The sequence below is a fragment of the Candidatus Methylomicrobium oryzae genome, assembly GCF_016745425.1.
In the GTDB taxonomy this organism is placed as follows: domain Bacteria; phylum Pseudomonadota; class Gammaproteobacteria; order Methylococcales; family Methylomonadaceae; genus Methylomicrobium; species Methylomicrobium oryzae.
Genome location: NZ_JAERVK010000012.1, coordinates 41,341 through 59,102, shown reverse-complemented (window position 1 = coordinate 59,102; position 17,762 = coordinate 41,341). Strand labels below are relative to the sequence as shown.

Sequence of the window (17,762 nt, the reverse complement as noted above, 5' to 3'; positions counted from 1 at the left end):
CCATGGCAGAATGCATTCCATATTGTCGGCAGGTTAGCGAATCTCTTCTAAAATCCTCTTGGGTTGCGCCTTCTTTATATAAGGGTTTCTGTGACTGCATAGCACAAGACGTTAAGGCTAAAAGTATTGATATGGCGAGACTCTTTGTAAGTAATATCTTCATTATTGATTTCCACGTGATGGATAAATCTTGGGCTCGATCTCCTTATTAAACCATATAGAAAATATTTCTATCGTAGAAGCTATTGTCAGTAGCTGTTCTTCGGTGACACTTATGTGAGGAGCGGTGAGAGTACTGAACCCAATTTCTTGAAGAAGATGATTACTAAACTCATCAATGTATGAAAAGGTTTTTAGATTTCCATAGTCTTTAGCCCCAAATCTCGGGCTATCAGCAATTGATGATTGATGTTCGATATTATTGCGAGCAAGAATGATCTCCTCAACGGCTTTTAGATTGACAGGAGCATTGTTAAAGTCAATGTTAAAATGATGAAAAAAATGATTGCTATAGCTCCAAAACCATCCACTTTTCGTAGAAAAGCCTTTGTAAGCGTTCTTCTCATATGGAATGCAGCTTTGCTTTATCCAGGTTTTTAAATAAGAGTGCAATGCGGACATAAGCATAGATAGGTACATTAGTCTGAGTGTGTCAAGAGAATCGCTGGCTTCACTATACTCTCCTAGAAAGGGAGGATCGCCGTTACCTTCGTTGCTATAGTATAAAGGTACAAATGGTTCCTCTTGATTTTCGATCTTTCGTATTCGTTCAAGATACGGAGCAGAAGTCACTCGATATAACTGACGAATGAAATCGATCCGGTTTTTTAGAAAGAATATAGTATTCATTGGCTATCCAACTTTAAAGTCTAGCTAGATTTAGGCTTTACTCTACAGTAAAGCATCAGGTGTTCTAAAGTCAACCAAAAGACTCAACCTCTTGAATAATACGTTTTACATTCTCCAACCGAAATATTCGAGCCTAAATTTTTGCGGATGATTAACTCGGCAAAGACATGACTATCATGCGGTAGACCTATTCAGCGACGTAGGTTGGGTTGGCTGCCAACCCAATGCCCGAGCCTGATATGTTAGGTTGCGGATGACCGCAACCCAATCTACAATTGCGTCATCCGATAATCTTATCCAACTCCGCCCGCACACACCGCAATATCTCATAAGAATAAACCCCGCCGAACCGCTCATAAACCGGCTTCAACACCCGCTTCTGTGCCTCGGGAAGATTCAACATCGCATCCTGAATCAAATCGATCTCGCGCTCCGGCAATTCGACGACTTCCTTCAACATTACCAATCCCCGTTCTATCCCTTCGGCCAGATGCCCGTAAACCGTCGTCGCCTTCAGCCCGCGCTGGGTGGCGATCCGTTCGACGCTATAGCCGAGTCGGAACAACTCGACCGTGGTGCCGACCGTATCTTCGGAAGATGCCGGATCAGGGGTTTCGGCATGCCCCCGGATCACATCCAGGAACTGCTCCCCGTATAATTCCAGCTTGCGCGCGCCGACGCCCGAAATCGCGGCCATTTGCCGGAGGTTCTGCGGCATGACTGAAATCATTTCCATCAGCGTCGCGTCGTGAAAGATCACATAAGGCGGCACGTCCTGTTCTTCGGCGATTTCCCTACGTTTGGCGCGCAGCGCTTCCCAGAGCGGCGAGCCGGCGGCGATGCCGGTTTTCTTGGCGGTGCGTTTGGTTTTTTCCGGTCGGATGTCTTCGCGCAGCATTAGGGTTTCCTCGCCGCGCAGCACCGGCCGGCTGGCCTCGTTCAGCCGCAAGGTGCCCATGCTTTCGAAATCGACATCGACCAGGCCGCGCGCGATCAGTTGCCGGTACAGCGAATGCCATTGCTGTTCCTGCAAATATTTGCCGATCCCGAAGGTCGAAACGCGGTCGTGCCCGTTATTCAGCACTTTTTCGGTCGTTTTGCCGAGCAGTACGTCGATCAGGTGCCCAACGCCGAAGCGCTGGCCGGTCCGGTAGATGCAGGACAGCGCCTGCTGCCCGGCCAGCGTGCCGTCCCAGGTCTTGACCGGCTCCAGGCAAGTGTCGCAGTTGCCGCAGGGCCGGTCCAATTGATCCCCGAAATAGGCAAGCAGCGCCTGCCGTCGGCAGTGCACCTGTTCGCACAGCGCCAGCATCGCGTCCAGCTTGTGCAGCTCCAGCCGCTTGCGTGCCGCGTCCGCGGGCGAATCGGCAAGCATGCGCCGGAGCATGATCACGTCCTGCAGGCCGTAGGCCATCCAGGCGTCGGCGGGTAGGCCGTCGCGCCCGGCGCGGCCGGTTTCCTGGTAATAGGCCTCGACGCTTTTCGGCAGGTCCAGGTGCGCAACGAAGCGCACGTTCGGTTTGTCGATGCCCATTCCGAACGCGATCGTCGCGACGACGATCAGCCCTTCCTCCATCAGAAAACGGTGCTGGTTGTGCCGGCGCTGCGCGGCGTCCATTCCGGCATGGTAGGGCAGGGCCTTGAAGCCCTGGCTTTGCAGCCAGCCGGCGGTTTCCTCGACCTTTTTGCGCGACAGGCAATAGACGATGCCGGCGTCGCCGTCGTGCTCGGCGCGGATGAAGTCGAGCAATTGCTTGCGGGCGTTTTGCTTTTGCACGATCCGGTAGCGGATGTTCGGGCGGTCGAAGCCGCGCTGGAACAGCCGGGCTTCTTCGAGGCCGAGCCGCTGCCGGATTTCCGCGCGCGTTTTCGGGTCGGCGGTCGCGGTCAGTGCGATACGGGGGATGGTGGGAAAACGTTCGTGCAACAGCGAGAGCTGCAGGTAATCGGCCCGGAAGTCGTGGCCCCACTGCGAGACGCAGTGCGCTTCGTCGATGGCGAACAGGGCGATTTTGATGCGGGAGAACAGGGACAGCGTCCGTTCGGTGGTCAGCCGTTCCGGCGCGATATAGAGTAGGTCGAGTTCGCCGCCCACGAGTTGTTGTTCGATCCGGCGGACATCGTCCAGGCCCAGCGTCGAATTCAGAAACGCCGCGCGAATGCCGAGCTGGGTCAGGGCGCTCACCTGGTCCTGCATCAGCGCGATCAGCGGCGAAATCACGATGCCGACGCCGGGGCGCAGCAGGGCGGGAATCTGGTAACACAACGATTTGCCGCCGCCGGTCGGCATCAGCACCAAGGCGTCGCCGCCGGCCGTAAGATGGCCGATCACGTCGGCCTGTGGTTCGCGGAAGCGGTCGTAGCCGAATACCGATTTCAGAATGCGAAGCGCTTCTGCGCTCACCGTCTTATACTCCGTCTCGTCATTTAATTTTTCTTGCGGGGTTCCAACCTTTTATAATAGTCGGATTATACAGGACAGAAGAGCGTAACGACCTTCCCATGAATCATTCCGATACGATGCCTTCGCCGCGGCTGGAGCGGCTCTTGAACAGCGGGCGCCAACACCTGATCGCGGGAGGTCTGAAAGGCATCGAAAAGGAGAGCCTCCGTATCGGCAAGGACGGTTTCATTTCGCAAAAGCCGCACCCGAAATCGCTGGGTTCCGCGCTGACGCATCCCTATATCACTACCGACTATTCGGAAGCGCTGATCGAACTGATCACGCCGCCGTTCGCGGAGATCGACGACACGATTGATTATCTGACCGACCTGCACCAGTTCGTCTACGATCATCTGGACGATGAGATGCTGCTCGGCGCAAGCATGCCGTGCGGGATCGACGGGGACGAAAGCATCCCGATCGCGACCTACGGCACCTCGAATGTCGGACAAATGAAGCACGTCTACCGGCGCGGCCTGTGGCACCGCTACGGGCGGACGATGCAGGCGATCGCCGGAATTCATTTCAACTATTCGGTGCCGGCCGAGCTGTGGCCGGCGCTCCGCGGACTCGAAAACCGCGAGGACAGCCTCGAAGCTTTTACCGCTGACGCTTATTTCGGCCTGATCCGTAACTTCCAGCGCGTCGGCTGGATCATTCTTTACCTGTTCGGCGCCTCGCCGGCGATCTGCAAAAGCTTCTTCAAGAGCCGGCCTTCCTTGATGAGCCAGTTCGAAACCTTTAATAAAGGCACACTGTACCATCCGTACGCGACCTCGTTGCGGATGAGCGATATCGGTTACAAAAGCAAGAATCAGGCATCGCTGAACATCGATTACAACTCGCTGCCCGCCTATATCAAGAGCCTCTATCATGCGATCACGACCCCGTATCCGGAGTATGAACAGATCGGCGTGAAGGTGGACGGCGAATACCGGCAGCTGAACAGCAACATTCTGCAGATCGAGAACGAATTTTACAGCACGATGCGTCCGAAGCAGATCGCGATGTCAGGCGAGAAACCGACGCTGGCGCTGAAGCGGCGCGGCCTTCGCTATATCGAGATGCGGTCGCTTGATCTGGATGTGTTCGAGCCGGTCGGAATTAACGCGAGCCGGGGCCGTTTCATCGAGGCCTTGCTGCTCAACTGCCTGCTCCACGACAGCCCGCCCAACACGCAGGAAGATTATCGAATCTACAATGCGAATCAACTGGCGGTCGCGAACAACGGCCGGAAGCCCGGCCTGGAACTGAACAGGAACGGCGAGTCGATTCCGTTGCAGGACTGGGCGAACGAGATCCTTGATGCGATGGAGCCGATTTGCCGGGTGCTCGACGAGGGGCTGGCCGATAAACCGTATGGCGCGGCGTTGGCGGAACAGCGCGAGGTGGTGCGGAATCCGGATCTGACCCCGTCGGCCCGCATGCTGAGCGCAATGTCGAAGAATGATGAACCGTTCGCCTGCTTGGCGCTGCAGTCGTCGAACGAGCATGTGCAGTATTTCAAAAGCCGCCGCCTCTCGGACGTTCGCAACCGGGAATTTATGCAACTCGCCGAACAATCCCTGATCAAACAAGCCGAGATCGAGAGCCGGGATACGCTGTCGTTCGACGATTTCCTGGCATGCTATTTTGCCCAATGTGACGATATGACCCTGCCCGCATGACATCCTTCGATATTCAAACCCTGCAGGACGAACTGCAGAATAAAAATCCGCGCGTGATTCTGAAAAAAGCGCTGGAACTGTTCGATAACATCGCGATTTCGTTCAGCGGCGCGGAAGACGTGGTGCTGATCGACATGGCGGTCAAAATTCGCCCGGACATCCAGGTCTTTTCATTGGATACCGGCCGTCTGCATCCCGAAACCTACCGTTTCATCGAAAAGGTCAGAAAGCATTACGGCATTGCGATCGAGGTGCTGAGTCCGGACCGGGAGCTTTTGGATAATCTGGTCAAAACGAAAGGCCTGTTCAGTTTCTACGAAGACGGACACCACGAATGCTGCGGCATCCGCAAAGTCGAGCCGCTCAAGCGCAAGCTGGCGCACCTGGATGCCTGGATTACCGGCCAGCGCAAGGACCAGAGCCTCGACACCCGGCAGAGCATTCCGGAAGTGCAGATCGATACCGCGTTTTCAACGCCGGAGCATACGCTGGTCAAATTCAATCCGCTCCTGAACTGGGCGTCCGCGCAGGTGTGGGACCATATCGAAGCCTATCAGGTGCCTTTCAACGAATTACACCAACGGGGCTATATCAGCATCGGCTGCGAGCCCTGCACCCGGCCGGTACTGCCCAACCAGCACGAGCGCGCCGGAAGATGGTGGTGGGAGGATGCGGCCAAGAAGGAGTGCGGGCTGCATGCTTCGAATGTGGAAGGGAAATAGCGAGTTTGCCTCTAAAACTCCGGGCTTGAGCAGAGGGCTTTAAAAATTGGCCTGGATCAATATTAGCAGGTTGGGAACCGTAGGATGCGCTGAACGAAGTGAAGCGCATCGGTCGCGACTGATGGGCTTCGTACCTCAGCCCATCCTACGAGCTTGTTTGCGTCTGAGATTCAGGGCTTGAATTAGGGCTTTGGAGGTTAGAGCCGTAGGGTGTGCTGAACGAAGTGAAGCGCACCAGGTGCCTACGAGTTGGTTTTGATCTCCCATCAACCTGTTTCCCCGATTACCACTCTATTGCGTCCTTCGCGTTTTGCCCGGTAAAGCGCCTTATCCGCCTCATTGAGCAATCTTAAGGTGTTGAGCTGCATGTTGGGAATAAAAGAAGCCACGCCCGCGCTGATTGTGATTCTTTGGACGTCGTCGTAGACGATCTCCAAATCATAGACGCTTTTTCTTATCGATTCGGCAATATGGTAGGCCGCGTCAGGAGCGGTATTTCCGAGAATCAGTACGAATTCCTCTCCGCCGTAACGCGCAGCGAGATCATCGGCTCTGTTGGAGAATTTTTTCAATATATGGGAAACTTCAATCAGACATTGGTCTCCTGAAAGATGACCGAATTTGTCGTTGTATTGTTTGAAAAAATCAATGTCCAGCATTACCAGGCTGAGCGGCTCGCGAGAACGGAGCGCGCGCCGCCATTCCTTGTCCAGAACTTCACTGAAGTGCAGTCGATTGGAAAGTCCGGTCATCGGATCATGCAATGCCTGGAATTGGATTTGCTCCTCCATCAATTTGCGCTCTGTGATGTTTTGATGGGAAATCACCAATAAAAACGGTAAGCCGCATCGCAGAGGTGTCACGTTCATAATGAACCAGCGTCGCGTATTGGGGCTGTGGCAAGGGTATTCGCAGGAGAATGAAGCGCGTTTCCCGGAGGCTACCTCCCGGATTCCGTTGGCGACTTCGGCTGCAAGCCTGTCGCCGGCCGCCGCGCTAACTGCGCAAACCTTCAGATAATTGCTTCCTGCAGAAACCCCGTCCTTTAAATTGTTGTCTGTGCCGAATTGTTGCCAGGCCCGGTTTGCATAAACAATTGTACCGTCATGGTCGATCACGGCGATCTCCTGATTTACAGAATCCAGTACCGCTTCGTAAAGTGCATTCAAATTTGTCACGTGTAAAGCCTGTGAGCCTGAGTGCAGGACAGTTAGGAATGTGGTTAATCGACCGATAGGCGGGCTAGTAGATCCTTGACAAATTCCAGCTTCTGCTCGACCGTCTCGAACTTTTTGACGAACCGCAGCTTGTCCGCTCCATCGAATTTATAAACCTGTGCCTGGGTTTGAATCAACAGGATCAACCGGTCGGTGTTGATTTTCGGCTCCTGGGTAAAGACCAGGCGACCGCCGGCCGCATTCGCCTCGATCTTTTTCAGTCCCAGCTTTTGCGCCCCCTGCTTGAGTTCGGTTACGCTGAACAAGGTCTTGACCGGCTCGGGCAACAGGCCGAAGCGGTCGATCATTTCGATCTGCAGGTCGCGCAGGTCCTCGTGAGTTTCGGCGTTCGCGATTCGCTTGTAAAGCACCAGGCGCGCGTGGATGTCCGGCAGGTAGTCTTCCGGAATTAGGGCCGGGGCCTGCAGGTCGACTTCAGGGCCCATTTCGGCCGGCAGCTCCAGTTCCGGCTGTTTGCCCGATTTCAGCGCGTGGACGGCACGGTCGAGCAGTTCGGTGTACAGGGTATAGCCGATTTCCTGAATCTGGCCGCTTTGTTCGTCACCGAGCAGTTCGCCCGCGCCGCGGATTTCGAGATCGTGCGAGGACAGCATGAAGCCCGCGCCGAGATCACCGGAAGCTTCGATCGCTTCGAGCCGTTTCAAGGCATCCTTGGTCATCAGGGTTTTCGGCGGTACGATGAAATAGGCGTAGGCCCGGTGGTGGGAGCGGCCGACGCGCCCTCGGAGCTGGTGTAGTTGGGCGAGGCCGAGTTTGTCGGCGCGGTTGATCAGGATGGTGTTTGCGCTCGGAATGTCGATTCCGCTCTCGATGATCGTGGTGCTGAGCAACAGGTTGAAGCGCTGGTGGTAAAAGTCGAGCATGATTCGTTCGAGATCGCGCTCGGGCATTTGGCCGTGCGCAATCTCGATCCGCGCGTCGGGCACCAGTTTTTGCAGTTCGCCGGCCATTTTGCCCATCGACTTGATATCGTTGTGCAGGAAGAAAATCTGGCCGCCGCGCTTGATCTCGCGCAGGCACGCCTCCTGCACCAGGGCATCGACCCATTCGCTGATGAAGGTCTTGATCGCGTGTCGGTTTGGGGGCGGGCTGGCGATGATCGAAATGTCCCTGAGACCCGACATCGCCATGTTCAGCGTCCGCGGGATCGGCGTCGCGGTCAGGGTCAATAGGTCCAGCTCGTTGCGCAGTTTCTTGAAGTGTTCTTTCTGGTGCACCCCGAAGCGGTGCTCCTCGTCGATGATCACGAGGCCGAGCGCCTTGTATTTAAGTTCCTTCGACAGCAGTTTGTGCGTACCGATGATGATATCGACCCGGCCTTCGGCCAGCGCATCGCCGATTTCCTTTTGCTGCTTCGGCGTCACGAAGCGCGACATCACTTCGACGCGGACCGGCCAGTCGGCAAAACGGTCGCGGAAGTTCTGGTAATGCTGCTGGGCGAGCAGGGTCGTCGGCACCAAGACCGCGACCTGCTTGCCGTCCTGCACCGCGATATAGGCCGCGCGCATCGCGACCTCGGTCTTGCCGAAACCGACGTCGCCGCAGATGACCCGGTCCATTGGCTGCGGGCCGGCCATGTCTTCCAGGATCGCCTCGATTGCGGTCTGCTGGTCCGGAGTTTCCTCGAACGGGAAGGCGTCCGCGAAGGTTTGATAGTCGCTATAGGCGATGTGGAACTCGTGGCCTTTTTTGGCCGCGCGCTTCGCGTAAATTTCCAGCAGCTCCGCCGCGACGTCACGAATTTTTTCGATCGCCTTCTTTTTTGCCTTGCTCCACTGGTCGCCGCCGAGCTTGTGCAGCGGCGCGGTTTCCGGGTCGACGCCGGTGTAGCGCCCGATCAGGTGCAGGGATGAAACCGGCACGTACAGCTTGTCGCCCTGCGCGTATTCGAGCGCCAGAAATTCGGCCGGGATGCCGCCGATCTCCAGCGTCTGCAGGCCCAGGTAGCGGCCGACACCGTGTTCCTGGTGCACGACCGGCGAGCCGATCGTCAATTCGTTCAGATTGTTGACGATCTTTTCGAGTTCCTTGGCCGCCGCCATTCGCCGCCGGCGCCGCTGCTGGGCTTTTTCGCCGGATAAGAGGCTTTCGGCAACGACCGCGATTTTCTGCTGTTCGAGCCACAGGCCTTGATCCATCGGTGCGACCGTGATGCAGAGCTTGTCCTCGGCTGCGATGAATTCGCGCCAGCCTTCGACCGCTTTCAGCCGGATCTTGAAGGATTTCATCCGGTCGATCAGGCCTTCCCGGCGGCCGGCCGATTCGGCGACGAATAGAATTTTGCCGTCGAAGCCTTCGATAAACTGGCGCAGCCGTTGCGCGGGCTCCTTCAGTTTCGCGTCGATCGTCAATTCGGGCAGCGGCGTGCAGTCAAACGCGACCTTAGCTTCCGGCCCTGCATCGCCGCTCTGCAGCGCGATTTGCGCGAAAGTTGCAGTGCGCTGTTTCAGCTCGGTTGGGTTCAAAAACAACAGTTCCGGCTTTAATAGCGGCCGGTCGACATTGAATCGGCGCTGTTCGAAACGTTCGTGCGCTTCCGCGGAAAAGGCCTCGGCCTGCGCTTCGAGCTTTGCCGGCAGCACGAATACCGCATCGGCGGGCAGGTAGTCGAACAGGGTTGCCGTGCGTTCGACGAACAAGGGCAGGTAATATTCGATGCCGCCCGACGCAATGCCTTTGCTGATGTCGCTGTACAGGGCGTTTTTGGTCGAGGCGTCCGGAAAAAGCTCGCGGAAGGCCTGCCGGAAGTGCTTGATCGCCTCGTCGGTAAACGGGAACTCGCGCGCCGGGAACAGCTCGATCCGGTCGATCTTGTCCAGGGAGCGCTGCGTTTCGGGATCGAATGTGCGGATCGATTCGATTTCGTCGTCGAACAGTTCGATCCGGTAAGGTGTCTGGCTGCCCATCGGGAATAGGTCGACGATCGAGCCGCGCACCGCGAATTCGGCGTGCTGATAAACCTGCGAGACGCACTGGTAGCCGACGCTTTCGAGCTTGATTCTGTTCAGCTCCAGGTTGAAAACCTCGCCCACGCTCAGCGAAAAACTGTATGCCAGCACATGCTCCCTGGGCGCGAGCCGGTGCATCAGCGTCGCGACCGAGACGATCAGCGCGCCGCGCTTGACTTGGGGCAGTAGCGCGAGCGTTTTCAGGCGTTCGGAAATGATCTCCGGCAGCGGCGAGAACACGTCGTAGGGCAGCGTTTCCCAGTCCGGGAAATGCAGGATTGGAAGGCCGGTATCCTGCAGGAAAAATTCCAGCTCGTGTTCGAGTCGGAGCGCGGTGTGGTTGTCGGCCGTCACGATCAGAAACAGCCGATTCTCGTTTTTGATCGCAGACGCCAGCGCCAGCGCGTCGGCACAGCCGTAGAGGCCGCTCCAAATCTGCACTGCGTTTTGGGATGCCGGCACGGCCGGTGAAAAGATCAAGGCGTTATCTTCAGCCATGGGGTGGGTCAGGAGTGGTTCGCTGCGCGAATCGCAATAAAAAACGATAGTTTAACACTTTGATCGCGGCGATGCTGTGCGCGGAAGTCGCAATGGGGATAGGTCAATACTGGAAAATTAATCGAATGTAGGGTGGATAAGCGAAGCGCATCCGGCGATTAAGTGGTGGATGCGCTTCGCTTATCCACCCTACGCAGTTCTTAATTTAAAAGCATGGGGATAATCGGAAGGTGAAGCCGATGCTCCGGTGTAAGGATATTGGGCGCTATTGTCAATAAGCAGGAAACTATTAATTAACCGTTTCTAATATTGTAAATGGCTGATCTCAACCCTATACTGTAGCTGTGAAATTTTCATTTACTATCAACTACATCTTAGGAGTAAACACCATGTCAAACGCTAAACGTGACATCATCATCGGCCTTATGTTCATCAGCGGGATTGCCGGCTTCATTTCGGGCGAGTTCATCTTTTCGAACGTATTCTTCGCCTCGGCCGCGATCTACACCAACATGTTCCTGAACCGTAGAGCTACTAACGGTTAAGGGATTTTTTCCATGTATAACTGTTTCTTCATTCTCCGCGCCGCTGTTCCAGCTTCGGCGCGGGCCTTCTTTCCCGGCTGATTCAGGCCAAATCGATCTTTACTTCTCTAGCGTCTTTTCCGGGTCTTGTGAATCACAAACTTCGGATTGGCCGCTACCACGGAATATCCCCCAAACAAGCGATCCAAAACGGCATGATAATTGAGATGCCGGTTGCCGATCACCCATAATTCGCCGTCCCGGCGCAATACCCGTTTCGCGTCTTTGAACATCCCGACCGCAATCTGGTCGCCCTGCAGATATTGCTGATGAAAAGGCGGATTGCAGAGGATCAAATCGGCCGATTCCGATGCGAATGCCTTCAAACCGTCGCCCGCCTGAAAGGTTGCCTTGCGTTCCGTGCCGAACGCGGTTTCGAAATTTTCCTTGGCGGAAGCGACCGCCATGTAGGACTCGTCGACGAAATGCAGCACGGCTTCCGGATTGCGCCGGGCCGCGATCAAGCCGACCACGCCGTTGCCGCAGCCCAGATCGACGATCTCGGATTGGCCCCATCCTTCGGGAAGATGCTGGAGAAAAAAACGCGTGCCGATGTCCAGGCTGTCCCGCGAAAACACATTCGCGTGATTGACGATCCGAAAATCGGTATTTTCGAGCCGGTAGCGCACCGGATACGGATTCGGCGGCGGATTGTCGCGCGGGACCGGCTTCGCAAAGATCAGTTTGGCTTTCTTGCGCGCCAATGCGGTCGTGGCCGGACCGAGCAGGCGTTCGACCAATTGCCAGACCGAGCCGGGCAGCATTTTAACCATTCCGGCCAGAATCACTTGCGCGTCCGGCTGCAAATGGCCGTGCAGGCTGATCAGCTGGTGCTCCAAGAGGCCGAGCGTTTTCGGAACCTTGATCAGCACCAGGTCGTAGGCGCCCTGCAACGGCTCCAGGCTGTGCAGGAGACGCGTGCTGTCCCGGGTCTTGCCGTTTTTTTCCAAATTGATGCCGGTTGCCTGATGCGACAGGAAAGAATCGGACACCGCATCGGGTTGGTAATCGCTCAACGCGACCGCCAGCGCGCCGAAGCTGTCGTTGACGATCAGCACGCGGCTCCCGCCTTTCGGAAGGCCCTGCTCGGACAGATAGGTCAGGAGATACTCGTCCGCCGCGTCGAAAGGCTGCAACAGTTCGTTGCGGCGCAGCGGCAGACGGATCAGGTCGAAGGCGCCCTGGGGGCAATTGAAAAGCATCCGCGGCCGATGTTCAAGCCCGGGACATGAATTTTCCGGTTTCGGTATTCACCTTGACCGATTCGCCGGTTTCAATGTATTCGGGCACCTGCACTTCGAGGCCGGTATGCAGCCTCGCAGTCTTGGTCCGGCTCGAGGCAGTGGCGCCCTTGATCGCAGGCGGCGTTTCGACGATCGTGAACACGACCGAGGACGGCAGTTCGATCCCGATGATCTCGTCGTCGACCAGGAGCGCCACGATCCCTTCCAGGCCGTCGGTCAGGTATTCGACCTTGCCTTCCAGGTCGTCGGCGTTCAGGGTGTACTGGCTATAGTCTTCCTGGTTCATGAAGATGAAATTGTCGCCGTCCTGATACGAAAACTGCACCTTCGCACGCACGCAATCGGCGTCCTTGAAGGCATCGTCGCCTTTCAGCGTCTCGTCGAGTTTTTGTCCGGTCTTCAGGTTGTTGAAGCGCACCTTGTACAGGGTCGAAGCGCCGCGCGACGACGGGCTTCTGACCTCCACCTGTTTGACGACATGCGGGGCGCCGTTGATTTCGACGACCATGCCTTTCTTTAAATCACTGGCCTTCGCCACGGTTGTTCTCCTCTATCATGGTTTCTAACATTTTTTGGAAATGGTTTCGGTAATCTTCGGCTGATCCGTTAGGCACAAAAATATAGGTCCCGCCCGTCTCATTCGCAATCCGTTCAAATGTGGCTTGCGCAGGCAATGCCGACCCTGGGGCTGCATCTTTCGGCGAACGGTGTGTGGTATCCGTTCTTCTATCCTCAGATTCGGCCGCCAACGCGGCATTCAGCATGGCGAATGTTAGGCTTGCAAAAGATACCGGCAGCCATTGGATATGCTTCATAAAATAAAGATTCTGAACGGTTATCTAAATTTCTTCGCCGTCGGGAATCCGGACCGCCAGCAAATCGCAGGGCGCATGATGCAGTACACCGTTTGCGGTCGAGCCCAGCAGCAAGGCCAGCCCGTGCCGCTCATGCGAGCCGGCCACGATCAAGTCGGCCGCGATCGTTTCGGCATGCCGCACGATTTCGTCTTTCGGCACGCCCCAGATCAGCCGGAGATCGGCGGGAGGGACGCCGAGTTCGGTGCCCAGGGCAAGCAGCTTGCCGCGTTCGGCTTCCAAAAGGTCGTATTCGGAAGGTCGATCGACCGGAATCACGGTGCCGTAAGGCGTATCGGGCATCGGGATGTCGTCGAGCACATGCAGGATACTCAATTTCGCCCTGTACAAGGCGGCCAGGGATTGGGCGCGCGCGGCAATCGACGCGCCGTCTTCCGAAAAATCTGCGGTCAAAAGAATATGGCGATAAGCCGTCATGAACATTGTCCGTTTCATTGTAGGTCGGTCGGCTATTCTACCAAATTCATCGTTTCGATCGTGTAAGCGATTGTCTTTCGGCAGTGAACAAACCCGTTAGAATTTTTGCAAAGTTCCAAGTAAGATACCGCAGCAAGTTCACTCGCTGGGGAGCCTTCATGAACCGTTTCGCTCGTCTGTGCTTTGTCTTCTTTTTAGGTTTTTCCTCGGCCCAGGCTGTGCCGCTGGCGCCGGAGCACGCGCCCGAACCGCTCAAGCCCTGGATCGACTGGGTTCTCCACGATAGTCCGGAGCACGGCTGCCCTTTCCTGTACAACAGCTTCGACGAAAAGCACTGCGGCTGGCCGACCGAACTGGCGCTGGACCTGGGTGACCGGCGCGGTACGTTTTCGCTGCGCGGCTCGGTGTTCCGGGACAACTGGATCCTGCTGCCGGGCGACGACAGGCATTGGCCGCAGGCGGTCACGCTCAACGACAATCCCATGGAAGTGATTAACCGGAACGGTTTGCCTGCGCTCAAATTGGATAACGCCGGTCCGGAGCCGAAGGCGTACCGGATCAAGGGCGAGTTTTTCTGGGACGCGATGCCCGAAACGCTGGCCGTACCGGCCGATACCGGCCTGGTGAGCCTGAACGTGAACGGCAGCCCGGTCCCTTATCCGGTATTCAGGGACGGCCAAATCTGGGTGAGTGCCCCGGAGCAGCGTCCGGGCAAGCCCGCGGGTGTCGAGAACAAGGTTGTGCTGCAAGTATTCAGGCGCATCGTCGACGAGGTGCCCCTGGAACTGATCACCCGGCTGGTGCTCGACGTGTCCGGCGAACCGCGCGAGCTGAAGCTGGCCGTGCCGTTGCCGGAAGGCTTCATTCCCTTGCATTTGAGCAGCCCGTTGCCGGCGCGGCTCGAAGACGGCGGCCGGCTCTTGCTTCAGCTGCGGCCCGGACGCTGGCAGATCGATCTGGCCTACCGAAGCGCCGGGCCGGTCGAGGCACTGCCGTTCCAGGCGCCGGCTGTTGCCGATAAACAGGAAGCGGCCTGGCCTGACTCGGAAATCTGGGTCTTCGATGCGCGCCCGGCGCTCAGGGTCGTGGAAATCGAGCAAGTCGGCGCGGTCGATGCGAACCTGACCAATTTGCCGGACGACTGGCAAGCCTGGCCCGCTTATCGGGTCGAATTCGGCCAGACCATGCAGTTCAAGGTGATCCGGCGCGGCGATCCGGAGCCCGAACCGAGCCGGCTCAATTTGACGCGCAAACTGTGGCTCGATTTCGACGGCGCAGGTTATACCGTTAACGACACCATCAGCGGCCGAATGACGCGCGGCTGGCGGCTGAATGCGCTGCCCGAACTGAAGCTCGGCAAGGTCGCGCTGGACGGCAGCGATCAACTGATCACGCGCCTCGAAGGCTCCGGCAAGGAAGGAGTCGAAGTTCGGCGCGGGATCATTTCGCTGGAGGCGGACAGCCGCCTAACCGGTGCGATCAGCGAGATCAGCGCGGTCGGTTGGGAGCAAAGTTTCCAGCAGGTCAGCGCCGAACTGAACCTGCCGCCGGGCTGGCGCCTGTTGGCGGCGGGCGGCGTCGACAACGTGCCGGATACCTGGGTCGCCCGCTGGACTTTGCTCGACCTGTTTCTGGTGCTGGTCTCGGCGCTCGCGGTCTACAAGCTGTGGACGCCATTGTGGGGCGGAATCGCGCTGGCCGCGCTCGCGTTGATCTGGCACGAAGCCGGTGCGCCGCATTATGTCTGGCTGCATCTTCTGGCAGCGACCGCGTTGATCCGGGTGCTGCCGGAAGGCCGGTTCCTGCAATTCGTACACTGGTATCGGCGCATAAGCTGGCTTGGACTGATCCTGATCGCGGTGCCTTTCATGATCGATCAGGTGCGCATCGGCCTTTATCCGCAACTGGAAAGGCCCTGGCAGAGCCTGAGCGCGCCGCCTTATCCGGCGGCCGCGCAAATGCCGGCTGCGCCGGAAGCGGCCGCGATGCACGAGGAAAGGGAGCCGCCACGGATGTTCAGCAAATCGAGAGTGGCCGATGCGGCCGGCAGCGTCGCCGAAGGCATGGGATATCTCGAAAACAAGCCGGCCGATGTCGAACGCGTCGACCCGAACGCCAAGATTCAGACCGGGCCGGGCCTGCCCGCCTGGCAGTGGCATAGAGTGCTGTTGACCTGGAACGGCTCGGTCGATCCGGGACAAGCATTGACGCTCTGGTATTTGCCGCCCGGATTGACGCTGGCGCTGAATTTTCTGCGCGTTGCCTTAATTGCGGTGCTGGCGCTTTTGATGTTCGGGGTTGCCGAAAAATGGATTATCCGTTTCAAAGGTTCTCCCGCGCTGATTTTCTGGTGCCTGCTGATGCCGGTGCTGTCGCTGCCGTCCGAACCGGCCCATGCGGATTTTCCGGGCCAGGCGGTGCTGGATCAATTGAAAGCCCGCCTGCTCGAAGCGCCCGACTGCCTGCCGGCCTGCGCCGAAAGTTCGGCGATGCAGGTCAAATTCGACGGCGAAGCGCTGCAGCTTTCGCTCGACATGCATGCGGCGCAGGGCGTCGCGGTACCGCTACCGGCGGATGACCGGCAGTGGTTTCCGAATCGGGTGACCGTCGACGGCGTGCCCGCGCCGGGGTTGTTCCGTACCGGCAACAACCTCTGGCTGCATCTCGATCCGGGCCGGCATGCGGTCGTACTGCGCGGTATCTTGCCGGCGACCGGCCAATTTACCCTGCCGCTGCCGCTGAAACCGCATCGGGTGACGGTGGAGGGCAGCGGCTGGGAAACGGTAGGAATCGGGGAAAACGGCCTGCCGGGCGAGCAACTGCGGTTCGAACGCGTGCAAAAGGCGCCGGGCAAGACTCAGGCCGAGGTATTGACGCCCGGCGTGCTGCCGGCGTTCGTCCGGATCGAACGCACGTTGCAACTGGGCCTGGACTGGCAGGTGACGACACGGATCGTCCGGCTGTCCGAGCCCGGATCGCCGGTCCTGCTGTCGGTGCCCCTGTTGCCCGGCGAAGCGGTCACCACGCCCGGCGTGCGCGTCCGAAACGGCAAGGCCGACGTAAACATGGCCGCTGGTCAGGCCGAAATGGCGTGGGTGTCGACGCTCGCCAAATCGGATACGCTCGAATTGGCCGCCGCGCCGACAGACCAATGGATCGAGGTGTTCAGGGCGGACGTGAGCCCGGTCTGGCACATCGAAACGTCGGGCATTCCGATGATCTACCTGAATCACGAACAGCGTTGGCTGCCCGAATGGCGGCCCTGGCCCGGCGAAAAAATCATGCTGGCGGTGTCGCGGCCGCAGGCGGCTGCCGGCCGGACCCTCACGATCGACAATAGCCGGCTGACGATGACGCCCGGCAAGCGCATCCGCGATACGGAGCTTTCGCTCCGCCTCCGCAGTTCGCAAGGCGGACAGCATCCGCTTTTGTTGCCGGAAGCCGCGGAATTGCAGACGGTCGCGATCGACGGACAGCCGCAGCCCTTGCGCCTGGAAGGCCGCAAGCTGGTGCTGCCGGTCAGGCCCGGCACCCAAACCGTCACGCTGCGCTGGCTCGAAGCGCAGCCGATTGCCGCTCGCGTGGCCACGCCCGAGGTTGACCTCGGCGCGGCCAGCGTAAATGCGGGCTTGAACATCCGGCTCGGCGAAGACCGCTGGGTGCTGTGGGTCGACGGTCCGAAAATGGGGCCGGCGGTGTTGTTCTGGGGCGTATTGATCGTGCTGGCGCTGATTTCGATCGGGCTCGGCAGGATACCGCTAACGCCGCTGAAACACTGGCAATGGTTTTTATTGCTGGCCGGGCTCAGCCAGATTCCGCTGCCGACCGCGCTGGTCGTGATTGCCTGGCTGATGCTGCTCGGCTGGCGATGCGGAAAATCCGCCGCCGAGATCCGCTATTTCAACGCCCTGCAGATTCTGCTCGGCGGCCTGACGGTCCTGTCGCTGGGAATCTTGTTTGCCGCAGTTTCGCAGGGCCTTTTGAATACGCCCGACATGATGATCACCGGCAACCAGTCCTCGCCGTATGCGTTGAACTGGTACCAGGACAGAAGCGCAGCGCTGTTGCCGAAAGCGGCCGTCGTTTCGGTGCCGCTGAAGGTTTACCGCCTGTTGATGCTGGCATGGTCGCTGTGGCTGGCCGCCGCCTTGCTGAACTGGCTGAAATGGGGATGGGGATGCTTTTCGAGCCGCGGCTTGTGGAAAAAGAGCCCGCCGAAAGCGGCGAGACATGAGGAGCAGGCGGATGCCGGTCATCCCGAATAAGGGCCTGCGGCA

At 58.0% G+C, this 17,762-nt stretch carries 12 protein-coding genes; 4 read left to right on the top strand and 8 right to left on the bottom strand.

All coding sequences use genetic code 11. The features are described 5' to 3' along the window. Window positions 1-162: 162 nt before the first annotated feature. Window positions 163-849, bottom strand: a complete 687-nt coding sequence (locus JJL52_RS14090) for a hypothetical protein (RefSeq protein ID WP_202053130.1) — start codon at window positions 847-849, stop codon at window positions 163-165. Between the two features lie 280 nt (window positions 850-1,129). Next, a complete protein-coding gene (gene recQ / locus JJL52_RS14085; protein WP_202053129.1) occupies window positions 1,130-3,253 on the bottom strand; it encodes a DNA helicase RecQ in 2,124 nt (707 codons plus the stop codon). A 98-nt stretch (window positions 3,254-3,351) separates the two neighbouring features. Between recQ and gshA the strand changes: the two genes are divergently transcribed. Both gshA and JJL52_RS14075 read left to right on the top strand, forming a co-directional pair. Next, entirely contained in the window at window positions 3,352-4,959 is a 1,608-nt protein-coding gene (gene gshA / locus JJL52_RS14080; RefSeq protein ID WP_202053128.1) for a glutamate--cysteine ligase, read from the top strand. Then, window positions 4,956-5,681, top strand: a complete 726-nt coding sequence (locus tag JJL52_RS14075) for a phosphoadenylyl-sulfate reductase (protein ID WP_202053127.1) — start codon at window positions 4,956-4,958, stop codon at window positions 5,679-5,681. The genes gshA and JJL52_RS14075 overlap by 4 nt, the downstream gene beginning before the upstream one ends. A gap of 266 nt (window positions 5,682-5,947) precedes the next feature. Here JJL52_RS14075 and JJL52_RS14070 read toward each other — a convergent pair whose 3' ends face one another. Beyond that, window positions 5,948-6,859, bottom strand: a complete 912-nt coding sequence (locus JJL52_RS14070; RefSeq protein WP_202053126.1) for a diguanylate cyclase — start codon at window positions 6,857-6,859, stop codon at window positions 5,948-5,950. A gap of 44 nt (window positions 6,860-6,903) precedes the next feature. Beyond that, the gene (gene mfd / locus JJL52_RS14065; protein WP_202053125.1) at window positions 6,904-10,365 is read right to left on the bottom strand and encodes a transcription-repair coupling factor; all 3,462 of its coding nucleotides are present in this window, start codon (window positions 10,363-10,365) and stop codon (window positions 6,904-6,906) included. A 389-nt stretch (window positions 10,366-10,754) separates the two neighbouring features. Here mfd and JJL52_RS14060 point away from each other — a divergent pair, with 389 nt between their 5' ends. Further along, on the top strand, window positions 10,755-10,910 hold the full coding sequence (locus tag JJL52_RS14060; RefSeq protein WP_202053124.1) for a hypothetical protein: 156 nt from the start codon (window positions 10,755-10,757) through the stop codon (window positions 10,908-10,910). A gap of 107 nt (window positions 10,911-11,017) precedes the next feature. Here JJL52_RS14060 and JJL52_RS14055 read toward each other — a convergent pair whose 3' ends face one another. The 4 genes from JJL52_RS14055 to JJL52_RS14040 are packed head-to-tail and all read right to left on the bottom strand — an operon-like array spanning window position 11,018 to window position 13,485. Continuing rightward, window positions 11,018-12,151: a methyltransferase gene (locus JJL52_RS14055; protein ID WP_202053123.1), complete on the bottom strand. Its 1,134-nt coding sequence runs from the start codon at window positions 12,149-12,151 to the stop codon at window positions 11,018-11,020. Between the two features lie 13 nt (window positions 12,152-12,164). Further along, the gene (gene efpL, locus JJL52_RS14050) at window positions 12,165-12,731 is read right to left on the bottom strand and encodes an elongation factor P-like protein EfpL (RefSeq protein ID WP_202053122.1); all 567 of its coding nucleotides are present in this window, start codon (window positions 12,729-12,731) and stop codon (window positions 12,165-12,167) included. After that, window positions 12,715-13,008, bottom strand: coding sequence for a hypothetical protein (locus tag JJL52_RS14045; protein WP_202053121.1), 294 nt, complete (start codon window positions 13,006-13,008; stop codon window positions 12,715-12,717). The genes efpL and JJL52_RS14045 overlap by 17 nt, the downstream gene beginning before the upstream one ends. Window positions 13,009-13,032: 24 nt before the next feature. Then, a complete protein-coding gene (locus JJL52_RS14040) occupies window positions 13,033-13,485 on the bottom strand; it encodes a universal stress protein (protein WP_202053120.1) in 453 nt (150 codons plus the stop codon). 158 nt (window positions 13,486-13,643) lie between these two features. Here JJL52_RS14040 and JJL52_RS14035 point away from each other — a divergent pair, with 158 nt between their 5' ends. Beyond that, window positions 13,644-17,750: a hypothetical protein gene (locus JJL52_RS14035; RefSeq protein WP_202053119.1), complete on the top strand. Its 4,107-nt coding sequence runs from the start codon at window positions 13,644-13,646 to the stop codon at window positions 17,748-17,750. The last annotated feature ends 12 nt before the right edge of the window (window positions 17,751-17,762 follow it).

Coding starts and splice junctions, on each gene's coding strand:
- JJL52_RS14035 (WP_202053119.1), top strand. CDS start 13,644: ATGAACCGTTTCGCTCGTCTGTGCTTTGTCTTCTTTTTAGGTTTTTCC.
- JJL52_RS14060 (WP_202053124.1), top strand. CDS start 10,755: ATGTCAAACGCTAAACGTGACATCATCATCGGCCTTATGTTCATCAGC.
- JJL52_RS14075 (WP_202053127.1), top strand. CDS start 4,956: ATGACATCCTTCGATATTCAAACCCTGCAGGACGAACTGCAGAATAAA.
- mfd (WP_202053125.1), bottom strand. CDS start 10,365: ATGGCTGAAGATAACGCCTTGATCTTTTCACCGGCCGTGCCGGCATCC.
- gshA (WP_202053128.1), top strand. CDS start 3,352: ATGAATCATTCCGATACGATGCCTTCGCCGCGGCTGGAGCGGCTCTTG.
- JJL52_RS14045 (WP_202053121.1), bottom strand. CDS start 13,008: ATGAAGCATATCCAATGGCTGCCGGTATCTTTTGCAAGCCTAACATTC.
- JJL52_RS14090 (WP_202053130.1), bottom strand. CDS start 849: ATGAATACTATATTCTTTCTAAAAAACCGGATCGATTTCATTCGTCAG.
- JJL52_RS14055 (WP_202053123.1), bottom strand. CDS start 12,151: ATGCTTTTCAATTGCCCCCAGGGCGCCTTCGACCTGATCCGTCTGCCG.
- JJL52_RS14040 (WP_202053120.1), bottom strand. CDS start 13,485: ATGACGGCTTATCGCCATATTCTTTTGACCGCAGATTTTTCGGAAGAC.